General features: G+C 61.4%; 14 protein-coding genes and 1 pseudogene. 8 read left to right on the forward strand and 7 right to left on the reverse strand.

From position 1 onward, the window contains the following. The first annotated feature begins 14 nt into the window (after window positions 1-14). From RGV33_RS01500 to bcsQ, 5 genes are all read left to right on the forward strand, one after another. On the forward strand, window positions 15-686 hold the full coding sequence (locus tag RGV33_RS01500) for an SGNH/GDSL hydrolase family protein (RefSeq protein WP_322142821.1): 672 nt from the start codon (window positions 15-17) through the stop codon (window positions 684-686). Next, on the forward strand, window positions 686-1,351 hold the full coding sequence (locus RGV33_RS01505; RefSeq protein WP_322142822.1) for an alginate O-acetyltransferase AlgF: 666 nt from the start codon (window positions 686-688) through the stop codon (window positions 1,349-1,351). The genes RGV33_RS01500 and RGV33_RS01505 overlap by 1 nt, the downstream gene beginning before the upstream one ends. A 17-nt stretch (window positions 1,352-1,368) precedes the next feature. Then, window positions 1,369-2,784, forward strand: coding sequence for an MBOAT family O-acyltransferase (locus RGV33_RS01510; RefSeq protein WP_322142823.1), 1,416 nt, complete (start codon window positions 1,369-1,371; stop codon window positions 2,782-2,784). A 12-nt stretch (window positions 2,785-2,796) separates the two neighbouring features. Continuing rightward, a complete protein-coding gene (locus RGV33_RS01515; RefSeq protein WP_322142824.1) occupies window positions 2,797-3,924 on the forward strand; it encodes an alginate O-acetyltransferase AlgX-related protein in 1,128 nt (375 codons plus the stop codon). 173 nt (window positions 3,925-4,097) lie between these two features. Then, complete coding sequence (gene bcsQ / locus RGV33_RS01520; RefSeq protein ID WP_322142825.1) at window positions 4,098-5,039, forward strand: cellulose biosynthesis protein BcsQ; 942 nt, start codon at window positions 4,098-4,100, stop codon at window positions 5,037-5,039. Between the two features lie 243 nt (window positions 5,040-5,282). On the opposite strand, the gene RGV33_RS01525 is transcribed toward bcsQ, so the two are convergent. The 5 genes from RGV33_RS01525 to RGV33_RS01545 all read right to left on the reverse strand — a co-directional run bounded on the left by RGV33_RS01525 (window position 5,283) and on the right by RGV33_RS01545 (window position 9,514). Next, window positions 5,283-6,497: a methyltransferase gene (locus RGV33_RS01525; protein ID WP_322142826.1), complete on the reverse strand. Its 1,215-nt coding sequence runs from the start codon at window positions 6,495-6,497 to the stop codon at window positions 5,283-5,285. Beyond that, window positions 6,478-7,167 carry an ABC transporter permease gene (locus tag RGV33_RS01530; protein WP_026078053.1) on the reverse strand — a complete coding sequence of 230 codons (690 nt, stop codon included), beginning with the start codon at window positions 7,165-7,167 and terminating at the stop codon, window positions 6,478-6,480. The genes RGV33_RS01525 and RGV33_RS01530 overlap by 20 nt, the downstream gene beginning before the upstream one ends. Window positions 7,168-7,205: 38 nt before the next feature. Beyond that, window positions 7,206-7,901, reverse strand: coding sequence for an ABC transporter permease (locus tag RGV33_RS01535; RefSeq protein ID WP_322142827.1), 696 nt, complete (start codon window positions 7,899-7,901; stop codon window positions 7,206-7,208). Between the two features lie 73 nt (window positions 7,902-7,974). Then, a complete protein-coding gene (locus RGV33_RS01540) occupies window positions 7,975-8,727 on the reverse strand; it encodes an ABC transporter substrate-binding protein (protein ID WP_063033521.1) in 753 nt (250 codons plus the stop codon). Window positions 8,728-8,740: 13 nt separating this feature from the next. After that, window positions 8,741-9,514: an ABC transporter ATP-binding protein gene (locus RGV33_RS01545; RefSeq protein WP_177088750.1), complete on the reverse strand. Its 774-nt coding sequence runs from the start codon at window positions 9,512-9,514 to the stop codon at window positions 8,741-8,743. A 553-nt stretch (window positions 9,515-10,067) separates the two neighbouring features. On the opposite strand from RGV33_RS01545, the gene gabP reads away from it, so the two are divergent. Next, window positions 10,068-11,459, forward strand: a complete 1,392-nt coding sequence (gabP, locus tag RGV33_RS01550) for a GABA permease (protein ID WP_322142828.1) — start codon at window positions 10,068-10,070, stop codon at window positions 11,457-11,459. 79 nt (window positions 11,460-11,538) lie between these two features. Here the strand turns inward: gabP and RGV33_RS01555 are convergent, their stop codons facing one another. Together RGV33_RS01555 and RGV33_RS01560 are read right to left on the reverse strand one after the other, a co-directional pair. Beyond that, entirely contained in the window at window positions 11,539-11,952 is a 414-nt protein-coding gene (locus RGV33_RS01555; protein WP_322142829.1) for a hypothetical protein, read from the reverse strand. Between the two features lie 79 nt (window positions 11,953-12,031). Beyond that, window positions 12,032-12,946 (reverse strand): annotated as a pseudogene (locus RGV33_RS01560) (alpha/beta fold hydrolase); the annotation flags it as partial. A gap of 173 nt (window positions 12,947-13,119) precedes the next feature. Between RGV33_RS01560 and RGV33_RS01565 the strand changes: the two are divergent. Then, window positions 13,120-14,085 (forward strand): arsenic resistance protein, encoded by a 966-nt coding sequence (locus tag RGV33_RS01565; protein WP_322142831.1) that lies wholly within the window; start codon window positions 13,120-13,122, stop codon window positions 14,083-14,085. 87 nt (window positions 14,086-14,172) lie between these two features. Then, window positions 14,173-15,813: a glycosyltransferase family 39 protein gene (locus RGV33_RS01570; RefSeq protein WP_322142832.1), complete on the forward strand. Its 1,641-nt coding sequence runs from the start codon at window positions 14,173-14,175 to the stop codon at window positions 15,811-15,813. Window positions 15,814-16,042: the final 229 nt, after the last annotated feature.

Raw genomic sequence — 16,042 nt, forward strand, 5'->3', positions numbered from 1 at the left:
GATAGGAGTCATCCATGCCTGTTTCCGCTTCTGCTATTGCCGGCCTGACCCTGCTGGTATTGGGCGAAAGTCACATGAGCTTTCCTGATTCACTGCTCAACCCGCTGCAGGACAACCTCACCGCTCAGGGCGCCAAGGTTCACTCCATCGGCGCGTGCGGCGCCGGTGCAGCCGACTGGATCGTGCCGAAAAAAGTCGAGTGCGGTGCCGAGCGCCTGCCCGGCGGCAAGGCCGAGATTTTCGGCAAGAACGGCATGAGCACCACCCCGATCAAAGACCTGATCGCCAAGGACAAGCCCGACCTGGTGGTGATCATCATCGCCGACACCATGGCCTCGTACCCCGAGCCGCAGTTCCCGAAAGTCTGGGCCTGGAAAAGCGTGACCTCCCTGACCAAGGCCATCACCGAAACCGGCACCAAGTGCGTGTGGGTCGGGCCGGCGTGGGGCAAGGTCGGTTCGCAGTACAAGAAGGATGACGCGCGCACCAAGGTGATGTCGCAGTTCCTCGCGACCAACGTGGCGCCGTGCACCTACGTCGACTCGCTGACCTTCTCCAAGCCGGGCCAATGGATCACCACCGACGGCCAGCACTTCACCATCGACGGCTACCAGAAGTGGGCCAAGGCAATCGGCGAGTCGCTGGCCACGTTGCCACCAGCCGCTGTGGCCAAAGGAGCGCAATAATGAAACGCATCACCCTGGGCCTGGCGACCTTGCTCGCCAGCATCAGCGCCTACAGCGCCGACATTCCGCTTTACCCCACCGGCCCGGAGAAAGATTCGGCGTTCCTGCGCCTGGCCAACGGCACCGACGGCGAGCTGAAATTGCTGCCGCAAGGTTCCAAGGCCAGCCTGGTACTGGGTGGCCAAAAGCAGGTTTCCGACTACCTGCCGGTATCGGGCGGCACGACGCCGATCAAGGGCGTGTTAAGCCAGGGCGGCAAGGATTCCGAGCTGGCCGTGACCGTGGCACCCGGCGAGTTCGCCACGGTGGTGGCCGTGCCTGACGCCAAGGGCGGCACTCGCCAGTTGGTGATCCACGAGCAGCCGGACGACTTCAACGCGCTGAAGGCCTCGCTGGCCTTTATCAACGCCGACGCCGCCTGTGCCGACGCGAGCCTGGAAGCCGTGGCGCAAAAAGCCGAGCTGTTCAAGAAGGTCGCTGAAGGTTCGATTTCGCGCCGCATGATCAACCCGGTGGAACTGTCGGTGCAGCTCAAGTGCGCCAATGCGCCGGTCGGCCAACCGCTGACCTTCACCCTCAAGGCCGGCGAACGCTACAGCGTGCTCGCACTGCCATCGGCCGCCGGTTCGAGGTTGCTGTTTACCTCCGACACGCTCGCTAACTGATCGGGCCCGACACCACCATGGTCTTTGCCTCACTGGAATTCCTCACGCTGTTCCTGCCGGCCTTTCTGTTGATTTATGCGCTGGCCCGTCCGGGCTGGCGCAACGTCATCCTGTTGATCGGCAGCTGGCTATTCTACGGCTGGTTGAGCCCGCTGTTTTTGTTCCTGCACATGGTGTTAACCGTGGTGGCGTGGGTCGGCGGTTTGCTGGTGGACCGTTCCCGTGAAGACGGCAAGGGCCGGGTGCGTTTGTTGATCGCGTTGATCGTCTTCAACACCGCCGTGCTGTGTTGGTACAAGTACGCCAACATCGTCGCGGGCACCGTGAGTGAGGTGATCACCTGGTATGGCGCCATGCCGCTGGACTGGCAGCGCGTGGCGTTGCCGGCGGGGCTGTCGTTTATCGTGTTGCAGGCGATCTCGTACCTGGTGGATGTGCATCGGCACACGGTGCCGGTGGAGCGCAGCTTCATCAACTACGCAACTTACATTTCGATGTTCGGCCACTCGATTGCGGGCCCGATCATCCGGTACGACTGGGTGCGGCGCGAGCTGAACCAGCGCTATTTCAACTGGCCGAATTTCACCCTCGGCGCCCGGCGCTTCATGATCGGCATGGGCATGAAAGTGCTGGTGGCCGACACCTTGTCGCCGCTGGTAGACATTGCCTTCCACCTGGAAAACCCAAGCCTGGTGGATGCCTGGATCGGTTGCCTGGCGTACTCGCTGCAACTGTTTTTCGACTTCGCCGGCTACAGTGCCATGGCCATCGGCCTGGGCTTGATGCTGGGCTTTCACTTTCCGGAAAACTTCAACCGGCCGTACCTGGCCAGCAGCATCCAGGACTTCTGGCGGCGTTGGCATTTGTCGTTGTCCAGCTGGCTGCGGGACTACCTGTACATCGCCCTCGGCGGTAACCGCGACGGCGTGTGGCGCACCTACCGCAACCTGTTCCTGACCATGGCGATTGCCGGGTTGTGGCACGGCGGCGACAGCTGGAACTACCTGTTGTGGGGCTCGGCCCACGGTATTGCGTTGTGCATCGACCGGGCGTGGTCGCGCTCGACATTGCCGCGCATCCCTTTGGCGCTGTCGCACATTTTGACGCTGCTGTTTGTGTGCCTGGCCTGGACGCTGTTCCGCGCACCGGACTTCCATTCGGCACTGACCATGTACGCCGGCCAGTTCGGTATGCATGGCATGGCGCTGGGTGATGCGTTGGCCGTGGCCATGCGCCCGGCCCATGGCATGGCTGCGTTGCTTGGGTTGGTGTGCATCATCGCGCCGATCTGGCAGGCCCGCTGCGAGCAGCGCTTTGGTGCGCAGCCCTGGTTTGTGGTGGCGGCATCGCTGTGGCCGGTGGCCGGGTTTGTGTTGTCGTTCGCGCTGATTGCCAGCCGCGATGCCGTACCGTTTCTGTACTTTCAGTTTTAAGGAAGCCTGACGATGCCCGCCCCTACCGCGCCGACCCCACCGAGTGAATTGGCGATACGCACCAGCCCCCTGGCGGGCTGGGTGCTGGTGCCTTTCCTGGCGGCAGGGCTGTTGTCTTGCGCCTGGCTGATGGTCAAGGGGCCGGTGAGTTTCCTGCCGCCCAAGGTCGACAGCGACATGCTGCTGCATGGCGAGGTGACCCACCGGTTTGCCAAGGAACTGTCCAAGGCGCCGATGGCCATCGAAGCGGCCAACCTGGAGCGCGGCGCCAGTTGGCTGGTGTTCAGCGACACCGGGCCGCGGGTGCGCCAGGGTTGCCCGGGCTGGCTGTTTATCAGCGATGAACTGAAGCTCAACCGGCACGCCGAAGACAATGCGCGCACCAAGGCCGACGCGGTGATCGACCTGCAAAAACAGCTCGGCCAACGCGGGATTGATCTGCAAGTGGTGGTGGTGCCGGACAAGACCCGCATCGCCGCCGCCCAACGTTGCGGCCTGTATCGCCCGGCCGTGCTGGATGGCCGGGTTCAGCAATGGACCACGCTGTTACAAGCGGCGGGCGTGCAAGTAGTGGATTTGACCGACACCCTCAAACCTCTTGGCCCGGATGCTTACCTGCGCACCGATACCCACTGGAGTGAAATCGGCGCGAATGCCGGCGCCCGTGCGGTGGCCCAGCGTATTCAGCAAAGGGGTATCAAGGCTACACCGGAACAAGCCTTCGATATTACCCAGGCGCCGCTTGCACCGCGCCCGGGTGACCTGGTGCGCCTGGCCGGTCTCGACTGGTTGCCGCCGAAATTGCAGCCGGTGGGCGAGCAGGTCGCTGCCAGCACGGCACACGAGAATGCCCCGGCGGCGTCCAGCGACCCCGACGATTTGTTCGGCGACGCGGGCCTGCCGAACGTGGCGCTGATTGGCACCTCGTTCTCGCGCAATTCGAACTTCGTGGGTTTCCTGCAAAAAGCGTTGAATGCGCCCGTGGGCAACTTCAGTAAGGACGGGGGCGAATTTTCTGGCGCGGCGAAGGCTTATTTCGATAGCCCGGCGTTCAAGCAAACGCCGCCCAAGCTGCTGATCTGGGAAATTCCGGAGCGGGATCTGCAAACGCCTTATGACTTGATAAAAATAAGTCAGTAAATTGACCATTTACCACTCGTCTTAAAGATTTCTTCAGAAACACCAAAATAATGACACTTTCATTCCTTTGTCACAGAATGCGTACACAAAGGCGCCCACAAAAAGACCTGCGGTAAGCATCAGTACAGCTGACCTTTCACGTCTTTACGATGCGTCGTGACGGAGTGTTGGTGATGAGCCGTACTGATGATCTTTTTGAGTTGTTTACTAAGACAACTGCCAGTGATGTACAAGGAATGGATTCGATGCTGCAGTTTTTCGAAGACATTCCCGTCGACGACAGCGCCAGCCTCAACATGGGCAGCGGCGCGTCGTTCTCCCTGCATTCCCCTTGTGCCAATGAGCCGCCACGCGAAGCCGCGACCATTCGTGCGAACGTGGTGGCGCTGGTGTCGGTCAACGGCGGCGTAGGCCGCAGCACCCTCGCAACGGCGTTGAGCAGCGGTTTGCAGCGCCTGGCGCAGCCGGTGGTGGCGCTGGACCTGGACCCGCAAAACGCCCTTTATCACCACTTTGGCCTGAGCCACACCTTGCCCGGCATCGGGCGCACCAGCCTGCATAACGAGCGCTGGAGCCAGATCCTTCACGCGGGTTTTGCCGGTTGCCAGGTGATCACCTTTGGCGAAACCGATATCCGCCAGCAAGAAGACCTGCAGCGCTGGCTGAAGCAGGAACCGGATTGGCTGGCGCAGCACCTGTCGGCCCTGGGCTTGAGCGAGCAGGACACGGTGATCATCGACACCCCGGCGGGCAATAACGTCTACCTGCATCAGGCGCTGAACGTGGCCGATGTGGTGCTGGTGATCGCCCAGGCGGATGCCGCCTCCCTTGGTACCCTGGAACAGATGGAGCAGTTGCTGGCACCCCATCTCGATCGCCTGCCTGCGCCGCGCTGCCATTTTGTGATCAACCAGCTCGACGAAACCTCTGGCTTCAGCCTCGACATGCTCGAGGTGTTTCGCAAGCGCCTGGGGGATGGTTTGCTGGAGGTGGTACACCGGGACGCGGCGATCAGCGAAGCACTGGCCTTTGGCAGTGACCCGCTGGATAACGAAGCGGCGAGCATGGCCTGTGACGATATCAGCGAGCTTTGTCGCCTGTTGATTGCCCGCTGAAACGCCCGGGTTATGCCGCTGACGCCAGATGCTTATGCACAATCGGTTGGTTGGCACTGTCATGAAACGGCAATTTTGCGGAGCGGTTCTCATCACGCCGCAACTGCCTGTTTTACGTGCGTTTTATTTTGTGAACAAAAAATGATCAGTCAGCAATTTTCCCTGTAAAGCTTGCCGCCAGCGCCTGCGCCAGGATTCCATCAACAGAGTTATCCACAGGGCAGGCTGCGACAAAAATGCCCTTTAATTGCGCTCGGCAAGCAACATCAGGTTGCGCGGGGTCAACGACGTTTCACAGAAGCTGCCTATTTGAACGGTGTAGCCGTTCTCCATGAGAAAAAGTGCCCGATCCAGCACCAGCCACAATTCCAGCGGGCGCCGAAACAGGCTACGCAGTAATTCCAGGTTTCGTACTTCGGCCAAGCGCCGCCAGCCTTGGGCTTCCAGGGCCGGCCAGTCCTGTTCACCTGTGGATAATTGCTTGAGCGCAGCCAGTTCGCGGCAGTAGTCGGCGAACGGCTTGGCCAGCCAGCTTGTGGGCAGCGATGGGGTGGGCAGGTACTCATCGCTGCCGCGCAGTTGCCGCTGCAGCCCATCAAAACCCAAGCGCCTGGCCATCGACGTATCCCGCTGCTGGCGTACCCGCGCGCCTGCGGTGACGGTTTCGCTCAACGGCAGGCCCAGATCCTCCACCGACAACTGCAGTGATGAAGCCTGGGCGGCAATCGACAGCGGCTGGTACTGCTCGGCGTGGATGCGGTTGTAGCAGCAGGGCGCTACGGCCAGTTGTTGGCAGCCGGCAGCGCTGGCCATCTGGATCAGCCGCACATGTAAGTCGCCACAGGCGTGCAGGGCGACCGGGGTTTGATCACGGCTGATCTGCACGTCGCCCATCACGTCTTGCAGGCGATGGGTGACGGGCAATCGATGGTGTTCACTGAGCGTTTGCCCCGAGGCGATCAGGGCGGGGTCGTATTCCAGGCACGTCAGTTGCTGCCCGGGTTGCATCAGACGCCGGCCGAGGTGGCCTTTACCGGCGCACCAGTCGAGCCAGTGCTGGGGAGTTCTAGAGAAGTTCAGGGCGGCGCCAAAGGCTTCGATCTGCTGCCATTTGCGGCCGGGTACATCGACGTTTAAACGGTGACGGGCAGCCGGCAGCGCGCTGGACGGCAAGTTATCCACAGCACCGAGACGCAACGACTCGGCGGCCAGCTCGGGAAACGGCGCGGGCGCCGGCAGAGTGTAAGGCAGGTTATGGCTGCTTTCCGCCTCGGCCAGCGAGCGTTGGCGCAGCCAATGGGCCAGCTCGGGAAGCCGGGCTTCCCACGCCAATTGCAGATGGGTAAAGGGCCGTGGTCGCCACAGCCCTTGATGCTCGGTAAGGAACGCATCCAGCGCCCGGAAGCGGGCGAGCAACGGCTCACCCGTCAACATGGCGTCAGCGCCCCTGGCAGGCATCAACCCGCAACCAGCGTTCCAGCAGCTTGAAGAAGCGCACCAGCACGTAGGACATCAGCAGGTAGAACAAGCCGGCGGCAAAGAAGATTTCCACCGGCAGGTAGGTGCGGGCAATGATCGTGCGGGCCATGCCGGTCAGTTCCAGCAAGGTCACGGTACTGGCCAGGGCGCTGGCCTTGAGCATCAGGATCACTTCGTTGCTGTAGGCCGGCAGGCCGATGCGCGCCGCGCGCGGCAGGATGATGTAGAACAGCGCCTTGGGCTTGGACATGCCGAGCGCTCGCGCCGCTTCGATTTCACCCGGCGGAATGGCCTGGATCGCGCCGCGCAAAATCTCGGCGATGTAGGCGGCGGTGTGCAGGGTCATGGTGGCGGTGGCGCACCAGAAAGGGTCTCGCAGGTACGGCCACATGAAGCTTTCACGCACCGCATCGAACTGCGCCAGCCCGTAATACACCAGGAACAACTGCACCAGCAGCGGCGTGCCCCGGAAGAAGAAAATGTAGCAGTAGGGCAGGGTGCGCACGTACCACAGGCGCGAAGAGCGGGCGATGCCCAGCGGGATCGCCAGCAGCAGGCCGGCGATCACGGCGATGGCCACCAGTTCCAGGGTCAGGGTCGCGCCCTGGGCCAACCGGGGCAACCATTTGATGATCACGGCCCAGTTCAGGCCCAGGTCAAAATGCGACAGCCAACTGTAGTCGCCACTCATTGCGTGCTCCTCGCAAAGCCGCGCGCGGCACGTTTTTCCAGGAAGTACATGCCGGTCATCGCCAGGACCGTGAGGCCCAGGTACATGAAGGCCGCGACCATAAAGAAGGTGAAGGGCTGCTTGGTGACGGTCACGCCGATTTGCGCGTGGCGCATGATTTCTTCCAGGCCGATCACCGAGACCAGCGCGGTGTCCTTCATCAGAATCATGAACAGGTTGCCCAGGCCGGGCAGGGCGATGCGCCACATCTGCGGCATGATCAACCGGGTGAAGATCCGCACCTTCGACAGGCCCAGTGCCACACCGGCTTCACGGTGGCCCTTGGGGATTGCCAGGATCGCGCCGCGAAACACTTCCGTGGCGTAGGCGCCGAAGCACAGGCCCAAGGCGATAACCCCGGCGGCGAAGGCGCTGAGGGACAGGTCGGGGTCGCCGAAAAACTCCCCAAGGGAGCGCATCAGGTTGACCGTGCCGAAGTAGATCAGCAGCACCCACAGCAGTTCCGGAATGCCGCGCACCAGGGTGGAGTAGGCGCCGCCAAGCCATTGCAGCGGCTTGTACGGGGATGTCTTGGCCAGGGCGCCGGCCAGGCCGAGCACCAGCCCGAGGCACAGGGCGGTGAGCGCCAGCTTGACGGTCATCAGCGCGCCAGCGGCGAGCGCCGGGCCGAATCCGTAGAGGTCGAAATTCATGGTTTAGTCGTTTCGCAAGGCAAAGCTCAGGACCGGCGCACTCAAGTGAGCGCGCCGGGCAGGCCGTTCAGGATCACTCGATACTGAAAGGGAAGTACTTGTCGTTGATCTTCTTGTAGGTGCCGTCGGCCTTGATTTCAGCCAGGGCTTTGTTCAGGCGCTCGCGCAGTGGGTCGCCTTTGCGTACGGCGATACCGATCTTGTCGCTCTCAACCACCGGGTCGCCTTTGAATTCGTAGGCAGAACCGTCTTTGCTTTTCAGCCACTCGTACTGCACGTACTTATCGGCGAGCATCCCGTCCAGGCGGCCGGATGTCAGGTCGAGGTAGGCGTTTTCCTGGGTGTCGTAGAGCTTGGCGGTGGTGTCCGGCAGCTTGTCTTCCAGGTAGGTACCGGCCAGCGTTGCGCGCTGTGCACCGATGATCTTGCCCTTCAGGTAGTCCGCGTCGGTCTTGAAATCCTTGGTGGCTTTAGGCGCGATGAACTGCAGCTTGTTGGAGTAGTACGGGTCAGTGAAGTCGACGGCCTGCTTGCGTTCATCGGTGATGGACAGCGAGGAGACCAGGAAGTCGAACTTCTTGGCGTTCAGGGCCGGAATGATGCCGTCCCAGTCCGAGACATACACTTCACACTTCTCGACTTTCATCTTGGCGCACAGGGCGTCGCCGATGTCTTTGTCGAAGCCCACGACGTTGCCGCTGGCATCTTTATTGTTGAACGGCGGGTAAGCCGCCTCGATCCCCATTTTCAAGGTCTCGGCCATCGCCGTGGCGCTGAACGCCATCGAAACGGCGGCAGCCAGGAGGAATTTTTTGTAGTTCTGCATGCATGTTGCTCCGTTAGCGGTTGCTCGACATGAATTGTTTGCAGCGCGCCGAAAGCGGGTTTTCAAACACCTGCTGTGGCGATCCTTGCTCTTCGACCAGGCCCTGATGCAGGAACACCACTTCACTGGACACCTGGCGGGCGAAGCCCATTTCATGGGTGACCAGCAGCATGGTGCGGCCCTCTTCGGCCAGTGCGCGGATCACATTAAGTACTTCTTGAACCATTTCCGGGTCAAGGGCCGATGTGGGCTCGTCGAACAGGATGACTTTGGGTTGCATGGCCAGGGTGCGGGCGATCGCGGCACGTTGTTGCTGGCCGCCGGACAATTGCGCGGGGTAGGCGTGGCGCTTGTCACTGATGCCGACCTTGGCCAGCAAGGCTTCGGCGACTTCGATGGCTTCGGCTTTGCTCTGGCCGAGCACGCGGCGCGGGGCCTCGATGATGTTGTCGAGGACGCTCATGTGCGGCCACAGGTTAAAGTTTTGAAACACAAAACCGATCTCGCTGCGCAGGCGGTTGATCTGTTTGCCGTCGGCGGCCACCAGTTCACCGTTTTTCGCAGCCTTGAGCTTGAGCTCTTCGCCGGCCACCAGAATTTGCCCCTGATGCGGGTTTTCCAGCAGGTTGATGCAGCGCAGGAACGTGGACTTGCCGGAACCGGAGGAACCCAGGATCGAGATCACATCGCCGTCGCGGGCGGTCAGCGAGATGCCTTTAAGCACCTCCAGCTCACCATAGCGTTTATGCAAGTTGCGGATTTCAAGCGCGGGCGTGGCCTCAGCCATGTGCGGTCCTCATTGTGTTCATTGCGCTCCTGCTGTTGGCCCGCCTTCCTGGCGAGGCGCCAAGCTAGCATAGGGTCCGGAGACAGCCAACAGCCCTGCGCAGGGTTAACAGACGGTGTGCGGCAGGGTGTCGCATCGGCACAGCAGTGTGTCGCGCCATCAACAACCGAACAGCCGTTTGATCCCTGATTCCTACAGGCTTCGCGTAAAAAAGGGCGCGATGGTGCCAGCTTTGGCCGGGTGTTGGAAGGGTTAAACCGGCGAACGGTCCTTATCAGCCCTTTAATGGAGCGTCACGCACAATTTGTGTGTGTTTTTGGTGCGCTCATCCGTCTGTTAAGTGAGTCGCACGGTAACGCTATAGCGGAATGCCATTAATCTCAATGACTTGCGATTGCTTTTCAGCAGCGCTGCAGCCCGCGACAATCGCGGCCCTGTAACATTTTGGCGCAAATCTTGCGTAAAAAATAAAGAACGCCCTGTTGGTTTCTTTTCACGAGAAAGACCTCAGACCGGGTGGACCGTATTCGCAATTCCTCGCAAAGGTGTGTCAATGAGTAGTACGCAAAGCTCCAATGACCTCGAACAGGGGCTCAAACCGCGTCACGTCACCATGCTGTCGATTGCCGGCGTTATCGGTGCCGGGTTGTTTGTCGGCTCCGGCCACGCGATTGCTGCCGCAGGCCCGGCCGTGCTGCTGGCGTATGCCGCCGCCGGTACCCTGGTGGTGTTGGTGATGCGCATGCTGGCCGAAATGGCCGTGGCATCGCCGGATACCGGTTCGTTCTCGACCTATGCCGACCGTGCGATTGGTCACTGGGCCGGTTTCACGATTGGCTGGCTGTACTGGTGGTTCTGGGTGTTGGTGATTCCGTTGGAAGCCAACGCTGCCGCGACCATTCTCCACGCCTGGTTCCCCGGCGTGGCGATCTGGGCCTTTACCCTGATCATCACCTTGCTGCTGACCGCGACCAACCTGTTCAGCGTGAAGAACTACGGCGAGTTCGAGTTCTGGTTTGCGTTAGTCAAGGTGGTGGCGATCATTGGTTTTGTGATCCTCGGCATCCTGGCGATTTTCGGCTTCCTGCCGGGCAGCCAGGTCAGTGGTGTTTCGCACCTGTTCGACACCCAAGGCTTCCTGCCCAACGGCATGGGCGCGGTGTTGGCGGCGATCCTGACCACCATGTTCTCGTTCATGGGCACCGAGATCGTGACCATCGCGGCCGCTGAATCGAAGAACCCTGGCCAGCAGATCTCCAAGGCCACCAACTCGGTGATCTGGCGGATCGGCTTGTTCTACCTCGTGTCGATCTTCATCGTCGTGGCCCTGGTGCCTTGGAATGACCCTGCGCTGGCCGCGGTGGGTTCCTACCAGACCGTGCTCGAGCGCATGGGCATCCCGAATGCCAAGCTGATCGTTGACCTGGTGGTGTTGGTGGCCGTGACCAGTTGCCTTAACTCAGCGCTCTACACCGCTTCACGCATGATGTTCTCGCTGGGTCGTCGCGGTGATGCGCCGGCGGTATCGAAGATCACCAACAAAAGCGGCACGCCTTACTGGGCAGTGTTGCTGTCTACCGGCGCGGCGTTCCTGGCGGTGTTTGCCAACTACGTGGCCCCGGCGGCGGTGTTTGAATTCCTGCTGGCCAGCTCCGGCGCCATCGCGTTGCTGGTGTACCTGGTGATCGCGGTATCGCAACTGCGCATGCGCCAGAAGCGCACCGAAGCGGGCGAGAAGATCGCCTTCAAAATGTGGCTGTTCCCGGGTCTGACGTATGCGGTGATCGTGTTCATCGTGGGCGTGCTGACGATCATGCTGTTCCAGGAAGCGCACCGGGTGGAGATCATTGCTACCGGGATTCTGAGCTTGCTGGTGGTGGTGGCGGGGCTGATGGTGTCGCGCCGGCGCAAGGGCCGCAAGGTTGGGGCTGCGGTGTTGAATTGATGGATTGAAATACGATTCATCAAACACTGCAAAAAACTGTGGGAGCCGGGCAAGCCCGGCTCCCACATTTTGTTTTGTATCAGTCTTCGGAATTGACCAGCGCCTGTGAGGCTGCGACGTAATCGGCCTGGAATTCCGGCGACTCAATCCACGCCAGGGCGGCGGCCTCGTCCTCGGTATCCGTGGCCCACTGGCGATACTCGATCAGCGCCGCGAGGATAAAGTCGGTCGCGTCTTCTTCGCCTTCCTGCTCCAGCACCACGGCCAGCAGCGGATGCGCCAGGAACACCGTGCACAGCGCCAGTTGGCTGGTTTCGCCAGCGGTGCGCATCTCCAGGAACAACTCGGTCAAATCCACCGACTCAAGATCAATGCGGCTGTCATCGCCGGCAAAGGCGTCCGGCTTGACGGCGACGGCGCGTTGGGTGCGGTTCTGCTTGGCCTTGGCTTTTGCCCGGTGGGCGCGTTTTTGCTGCTTGTTCGGCGAAGCCATGGGCTCACGTCCTTGGTGTCAGGATCTGGGAATCGGGTATTGAAGCGCAGGTTTGGGAAAATCCCAAGGGTTTCTAGGCGCGATCCGTCACTTGCCGGCCCGGGGTGCCTTCGGCCAATTGGCCTCGCTGTAGCCAGGCCAAAGCGATCGGCCACAACCGGTCCTGATACTGGCTGCGAAAGAATGCGAAATGTCCGACTTCTTCTTCGCCGATATCTTTAGGGGCGATCCGCAGGTGCGTGCGCTCGCTGCCGTCGAAGTAACGTAGCAGGCGCTCAATGGCCGCGACGGTGCCAAACGGATCATCGGTAATGCTGATCGCCAATACCTGGGCCTTCACCCGAGAAAACGGCAGCTCACCCAGCGCCTTCCCGCTGGGGCGTTTTCCGTAACCCGGCGTCGGCGTACTCCAATCGCGCACCACACCTGCTGGCGTATCCTCCAGCCAGCCCATGCGCTTGCCCGGGAAGTAGCCAAAAACCGCCGTCACCAACGGCATTACCACATGCCACTTGGCAAACATCCGCCAGCGCCCGCTGGCCTCGTAGTCGCGCCAATAGGCGAACTGCGCGCCCACCGTGACCAGTCGCCGAATCACCGCGCCGGAGGCCCCAAGGCCTGCTGCGCAGCCACCAAAGCTGTGCCCGACCACATCAATCGGCTGCCCCGCAAACTCCCGCTGCGCCCGCTGCAGGATCGCCTCGAAGTCCAGCACGCCCCAATCCGACCACGACGCCTTGAACCCCTTCAGCGAGCCGCTGCGGGATTCGCCGATGCCCCGGTAGTCGTAGGTGATGACGTCGAAGCCATTGGCAAACAGGTAGTCGGCAAAGCGTGAATAGTGTCGGCAGCGCACGGAGGTGGCGGCGTTGATGATGACGACCGGGCGTTCGATGTCGGTCCTGACGTGGCGCCAGGTGAAGCCGCAGATGGAATACCCGTCGGCTGCGGGCTCGCGGAATGCTTCGGCTTGAGGTCGGGCTGGCAGGTTCATGGGCGGGCTCAATCATCGCGCTTTCGATGGGGCATCAAAGGCCCGTGCGCAGTTTTATAGGAGGTCGAAGCTAACAAATTTCCGCTATTGAAATCCCGATGATTTTTCTGATGCTCGACCTGAGCGGCTCGGATGCCTAGGCTTGGGCCCTTGCGCACCCTTAGAGCCAGCCCATGACCCGCGACACCCTCGAACAAAACCAGATCCCCATCTACTTTGCCGCCGTGCTGCTGGCTGCCGTTGTCGGCCTGCTGGCGCCAGCCATGGCCCATGGCCTGGCCGTGCTGGTCACGCCCGCCATTGCCGTGCTGATGTACGCGATGTTCCTGCAGATCCCATTCCTGGACTTGCGCCGGGGTTTGGGCAACAAACGCTTTATGTCTGCGTTGCTGTTGGCCAACTTCGTTTTGGTCCCCCTGTTGGTGTGGGCGCTGACCCGTGGCCTGGTGGGTCACCCGGCGATTCTGATCGGCGCGTTACTGGTGCTGCTGACGCCGTGCATCGACTATGTGGTGGTATTCACCCATATCGGCAAGGGCGACTCGCGGTTGATGCTGGCGGCGACGCCAATCCTGTTGCTGCTGCAACTGTTGCTGTTGCCGCTGTACCTGGGGTTGATGCTCGGGGCGCAGTCGCAGGGGGTGGTGTCGGTGGGGCCGTTTGTCGAGGCCTTCCTGTTGCTGATCGTTGCACCCATGGTTCTGGCGGTGTTGACGACGTCCTTGTCGCGGCGATCAAGCGTCATCAGTGTCTGGAACGATGCCTGGGCCTGGCTGCCTGTACCGGCCATGGCGCTGGTGCTGGTGGTGGTGATCGGCTCGCAAATTACTGCCGTGGTCCGCGATATCGGCCTGCTGGTGCCGGTGATCCCGGTGTATATCGGCTTCCTGTTGCTGGCCCCGTTGATGGGGGCGCTGGCTTCGCGGCTGTTCACGTTGCCGTCGACCACGGCGCGGGCGGTCACCTTCAGTGCGTCCACGCGTAATTCCCTGGTGGTGTTGCCGCTGGCACTGGCATTGCCCGAAGACCTCCGTGGGCTTGCCGCCGCCGCTGTTATCACGCAAACCCTGGTGGAGCTGGTGGGGGAGCTACTCTATATCCGGCTGATACCGCTGTTGGTCTGGCCCGCTCGTCGCTAGGCGGATGAATGTTTGATTCCGTTCAGGGGTTATTCAGGGTGGCGGTCGGCAACATGGTCCGGTTTACCCCAACTGACAGGCTGAATAATGGATCAACACAACCGCTTTCGAATGGAATCGCTGGGTATCTTCTTTGTCGCCTTGCTGCTGTTTACCCTGGGCATCTGGGACCAGCAGCCACAAGGCTTCGACGGCCGCTGGGCGGTGTTCATGCAAGAGATGTTTCGCCACGGCGCGAGCCTCTTTCCTACCACCTATGGTGAGCCTTACCCGGACTACCCGGGCACTGCGACTTATCTAAGCTACCTCTTTGCCCGCTTGTTCGGCGCGCCCAACGACTTGGCTAACGTGATGCCTACCGCCCTGGCGTCGGCTGGGGTCATGGCGCTGATCTACCGCTTGCTGGCGCCGTCTGGCCGGGCGTGGGCGCTGCTGACAGTGCTGCTCACCGCCTTGACCGCCCAGTTGCTGGAGAAGTCACGTTCGGTGTGCCTGGACCAGATGATCTCGTTGCTGTGCCTGGGGTGTTTCTACCTGCTGCATACCGGCGAACGCACGGGCTCACGATTGCGCCAATACGCGATCTTCCCATTGTTCGTGGTGGCATTTGCCATTCGCGGGCCGCTGGGGCTGATCGAGGTGTGCGGAGTGGCCTGTGTTTACTGGGCGCTTGGCCCGGCTCGCACGCGTGAAGAGCGGATTGCACTGCTGAAAAAAGTGATTGCCCACGGTGTAGTCGGTTTGGTCCTGCTGGCCGGCTGTTGGTGGGTGCTGTTGAAGCTGGCGCGGATCAGCGGCGGCGATGCCTTCGTTGATGACGTGCTCCGGATGCAGTTTGCCGGGCGCCTCGACGAAACCGGCGAGCCGTTCTACTTCTACTTCAAGTTGAGCCTGTACCGCTATTTCCCGGTGGTGCCGCTGGCGCTGGCGACGATGATTGCGCTGCGCCACAAATGGTCGGCGCGCAACGAGGATGCCGACGTGCAGTTGATGCTGCGCCTGGCCGCGTGCGGGCTGATGATTTTGCTGGGCTTGTCGGTCCCGCATTTCAAGCGCGCGTACTACATCGTACCGATGGTGCCGATGTTTGCCGCGGTGGCCGCCTATGGACTGCTCCAGGCGCAGGGCTGGCTGCTGGGTGTGCGACGTGGCTATGAGTGGCTGGTGGCCGCCCTGCCGGTGCTGGGCATCGTAGTGGTGTTTGTGTGCCGGCACCTGTGGCACAAGCACGGCTACTGGCCGGACGTTTCAGTGCCGGCGCTGGTCGGTGTGCTGATTGTGCTGCAAGTGGCGGCGGTGATTGCCTGGCGGCGGTTGCAGGGCGATCTCGGGCGGCGCCTGGTGGTGCTCAGTCTCATTGCGCTGGCCACGCAGTGGCTGGTGTTGGTGAAGGTGGTGGAGCCGGCCAAGGACCTGCAATTTGACACCAGGAACTTCGTTGGCGCGGTGCAGAAGTTGCGTAGCGAGAACCCGGGCACACTGGTGTTCGTCGGCCTTGGCAAAGATACCTGGGCCATTCGCTACATCATGAACCTGGATCATGACGAGAAACCATTGTTCATCGGGCGCAACGAGCCTTTGCAGTTAGACATGCTGCCGCGTCCGGCCTGGGTCCTGGTGGAGCGCAAGCAAACCGAGTTGCTGCGTGGCACGCCGCTGGAGCATCTGGCGCCGGTGTTCAACGGGCGGCTGAATGACAACCCGCTACTGGTGTTCCTGGTGAAGTAACTCAGTCGCCCTATTCATCATGGCGAGGCAACCAGCTGGAGGGGTCGGTCTGTGGCCAGCCCTGCGGTGAGTCGTCCCAGATTTCCTGGCGTGCACGGGGCATTCACGATAGATCAAGGAGTCGGAATGCGGTGTTGATAACCGGCGCTTTGGGCCGTCTTGCTGTATGGTCGCCGCCTGAGTGACCGGTGGGTCTGATAAAGCGCTTTGCAGCCTGCCTGAAGGCAGG

Origin of the sequence: Pseudomonas sp. Bout1 (genome assembly GCF_034314165.1) — a bacterium.
In the GTDB taxonomy this organism is placed as follows: domain Bacteria; phylum Pseudomonadota; class Gammaproteobacteria; order Pseudomonadales; family Pseudomonadaceae; genus Aquipseudomonas.

Excerpts from the sequence above, each read along its gene's own strand:
- RGV33_RS01505 (WP_322142822.1), top strand. The coding sequence starts at position 686 with ATGAAACGCATCACCCTGGGCCTGGCGACCTTGCTCGCCAGCATCAGC.
- RGV33_RS01555 (WP_322142829.1), bottom strand. The coding sequence starts at position 11,952 with ATGGCTTCGCCGAACAAGCAGCAAAAACGCGCCCACCGGGCAAAAGCC.
- RGV33_RS01500 (WP_322142821.1), top strand. The coding sequence starts at position 15 with ATGCCTGTTTCCGCTTCTGCTATTGCCGGCCTGACCCTGCTGGTATTG.
- RGV33_RS01510 (WP_322142823.1), top strand. The coding sequence starts at position 1,369 with ATGGTCTTTGCCTCACTGGAATTCCTCACGCTGTTCCTGCCGGCCTTT.
- RGV33_RS01540 (WP_063033521.1), bottom strand. The coding sequence starts at position 8,727 with ATGCAGAACTACAAAAAATTCCTCCTGGCTGCCGCCGTTTCGATGGCG.
- bcsQ (WP_322142825.1), top strand. The coding sequence starts at position 4,098 with ATGAGCCGTACTGATGATCTTTTTGAGTTGTTTACTAAGACAACTGCC.
- RGV33_RS01525 (WP_322142826.1), bottom strand. The coding sequence starts at position 6,497 with ATGCCTGCCAGGGGCGCTGACGCCATGTTGACGGGTGAGCCGTTGCTC.
- RGV33_RS01545 (WP_177088750.1), bottom strand. The coding sequence starts at position 9,514 with ATGGCTGAGGCCACGCCCGCGCTTGAAATCCGCAACTTGCATAAACGC.
- RGV33_RS01570 (WP_322142832.1), top strand. The coding sequence starts at position 14,173 with ATGGATCAACACAACCGCTTTCGAATGGAATCGCTGGGTATCTTCTTT.
- gabP (WP_322142828.1), top strand. The coding sequence starts at position 10,068 with ATGAGTAGTACGCAAAGCTCCAATGACCTCGAACAGGGGCTCAAACCG.
- RGV33_RS01535 (WP_322142827.1), bottom strand. The coding sequence starts at position 7,901 with ATGAATTTCGACCTCTACGGATTCGGCCCGGCGCTCGCCGCTGGCGCG.
- RGV33_RS01565 (WP_322142831.1), top strand. The coding sequence starts at position 13,120 with ATGACCCGCGACACCCTCGAACAAAACCAGATCCCCATCTACTTTGCC.
- RGV33_RS01515 (WP_322142824.1), top strand. The coding sequence starts at position 2,797 with ATGCCCGCCCCTACCGCGCCGACCCCACCGAGTGAATTGGCGATACGC.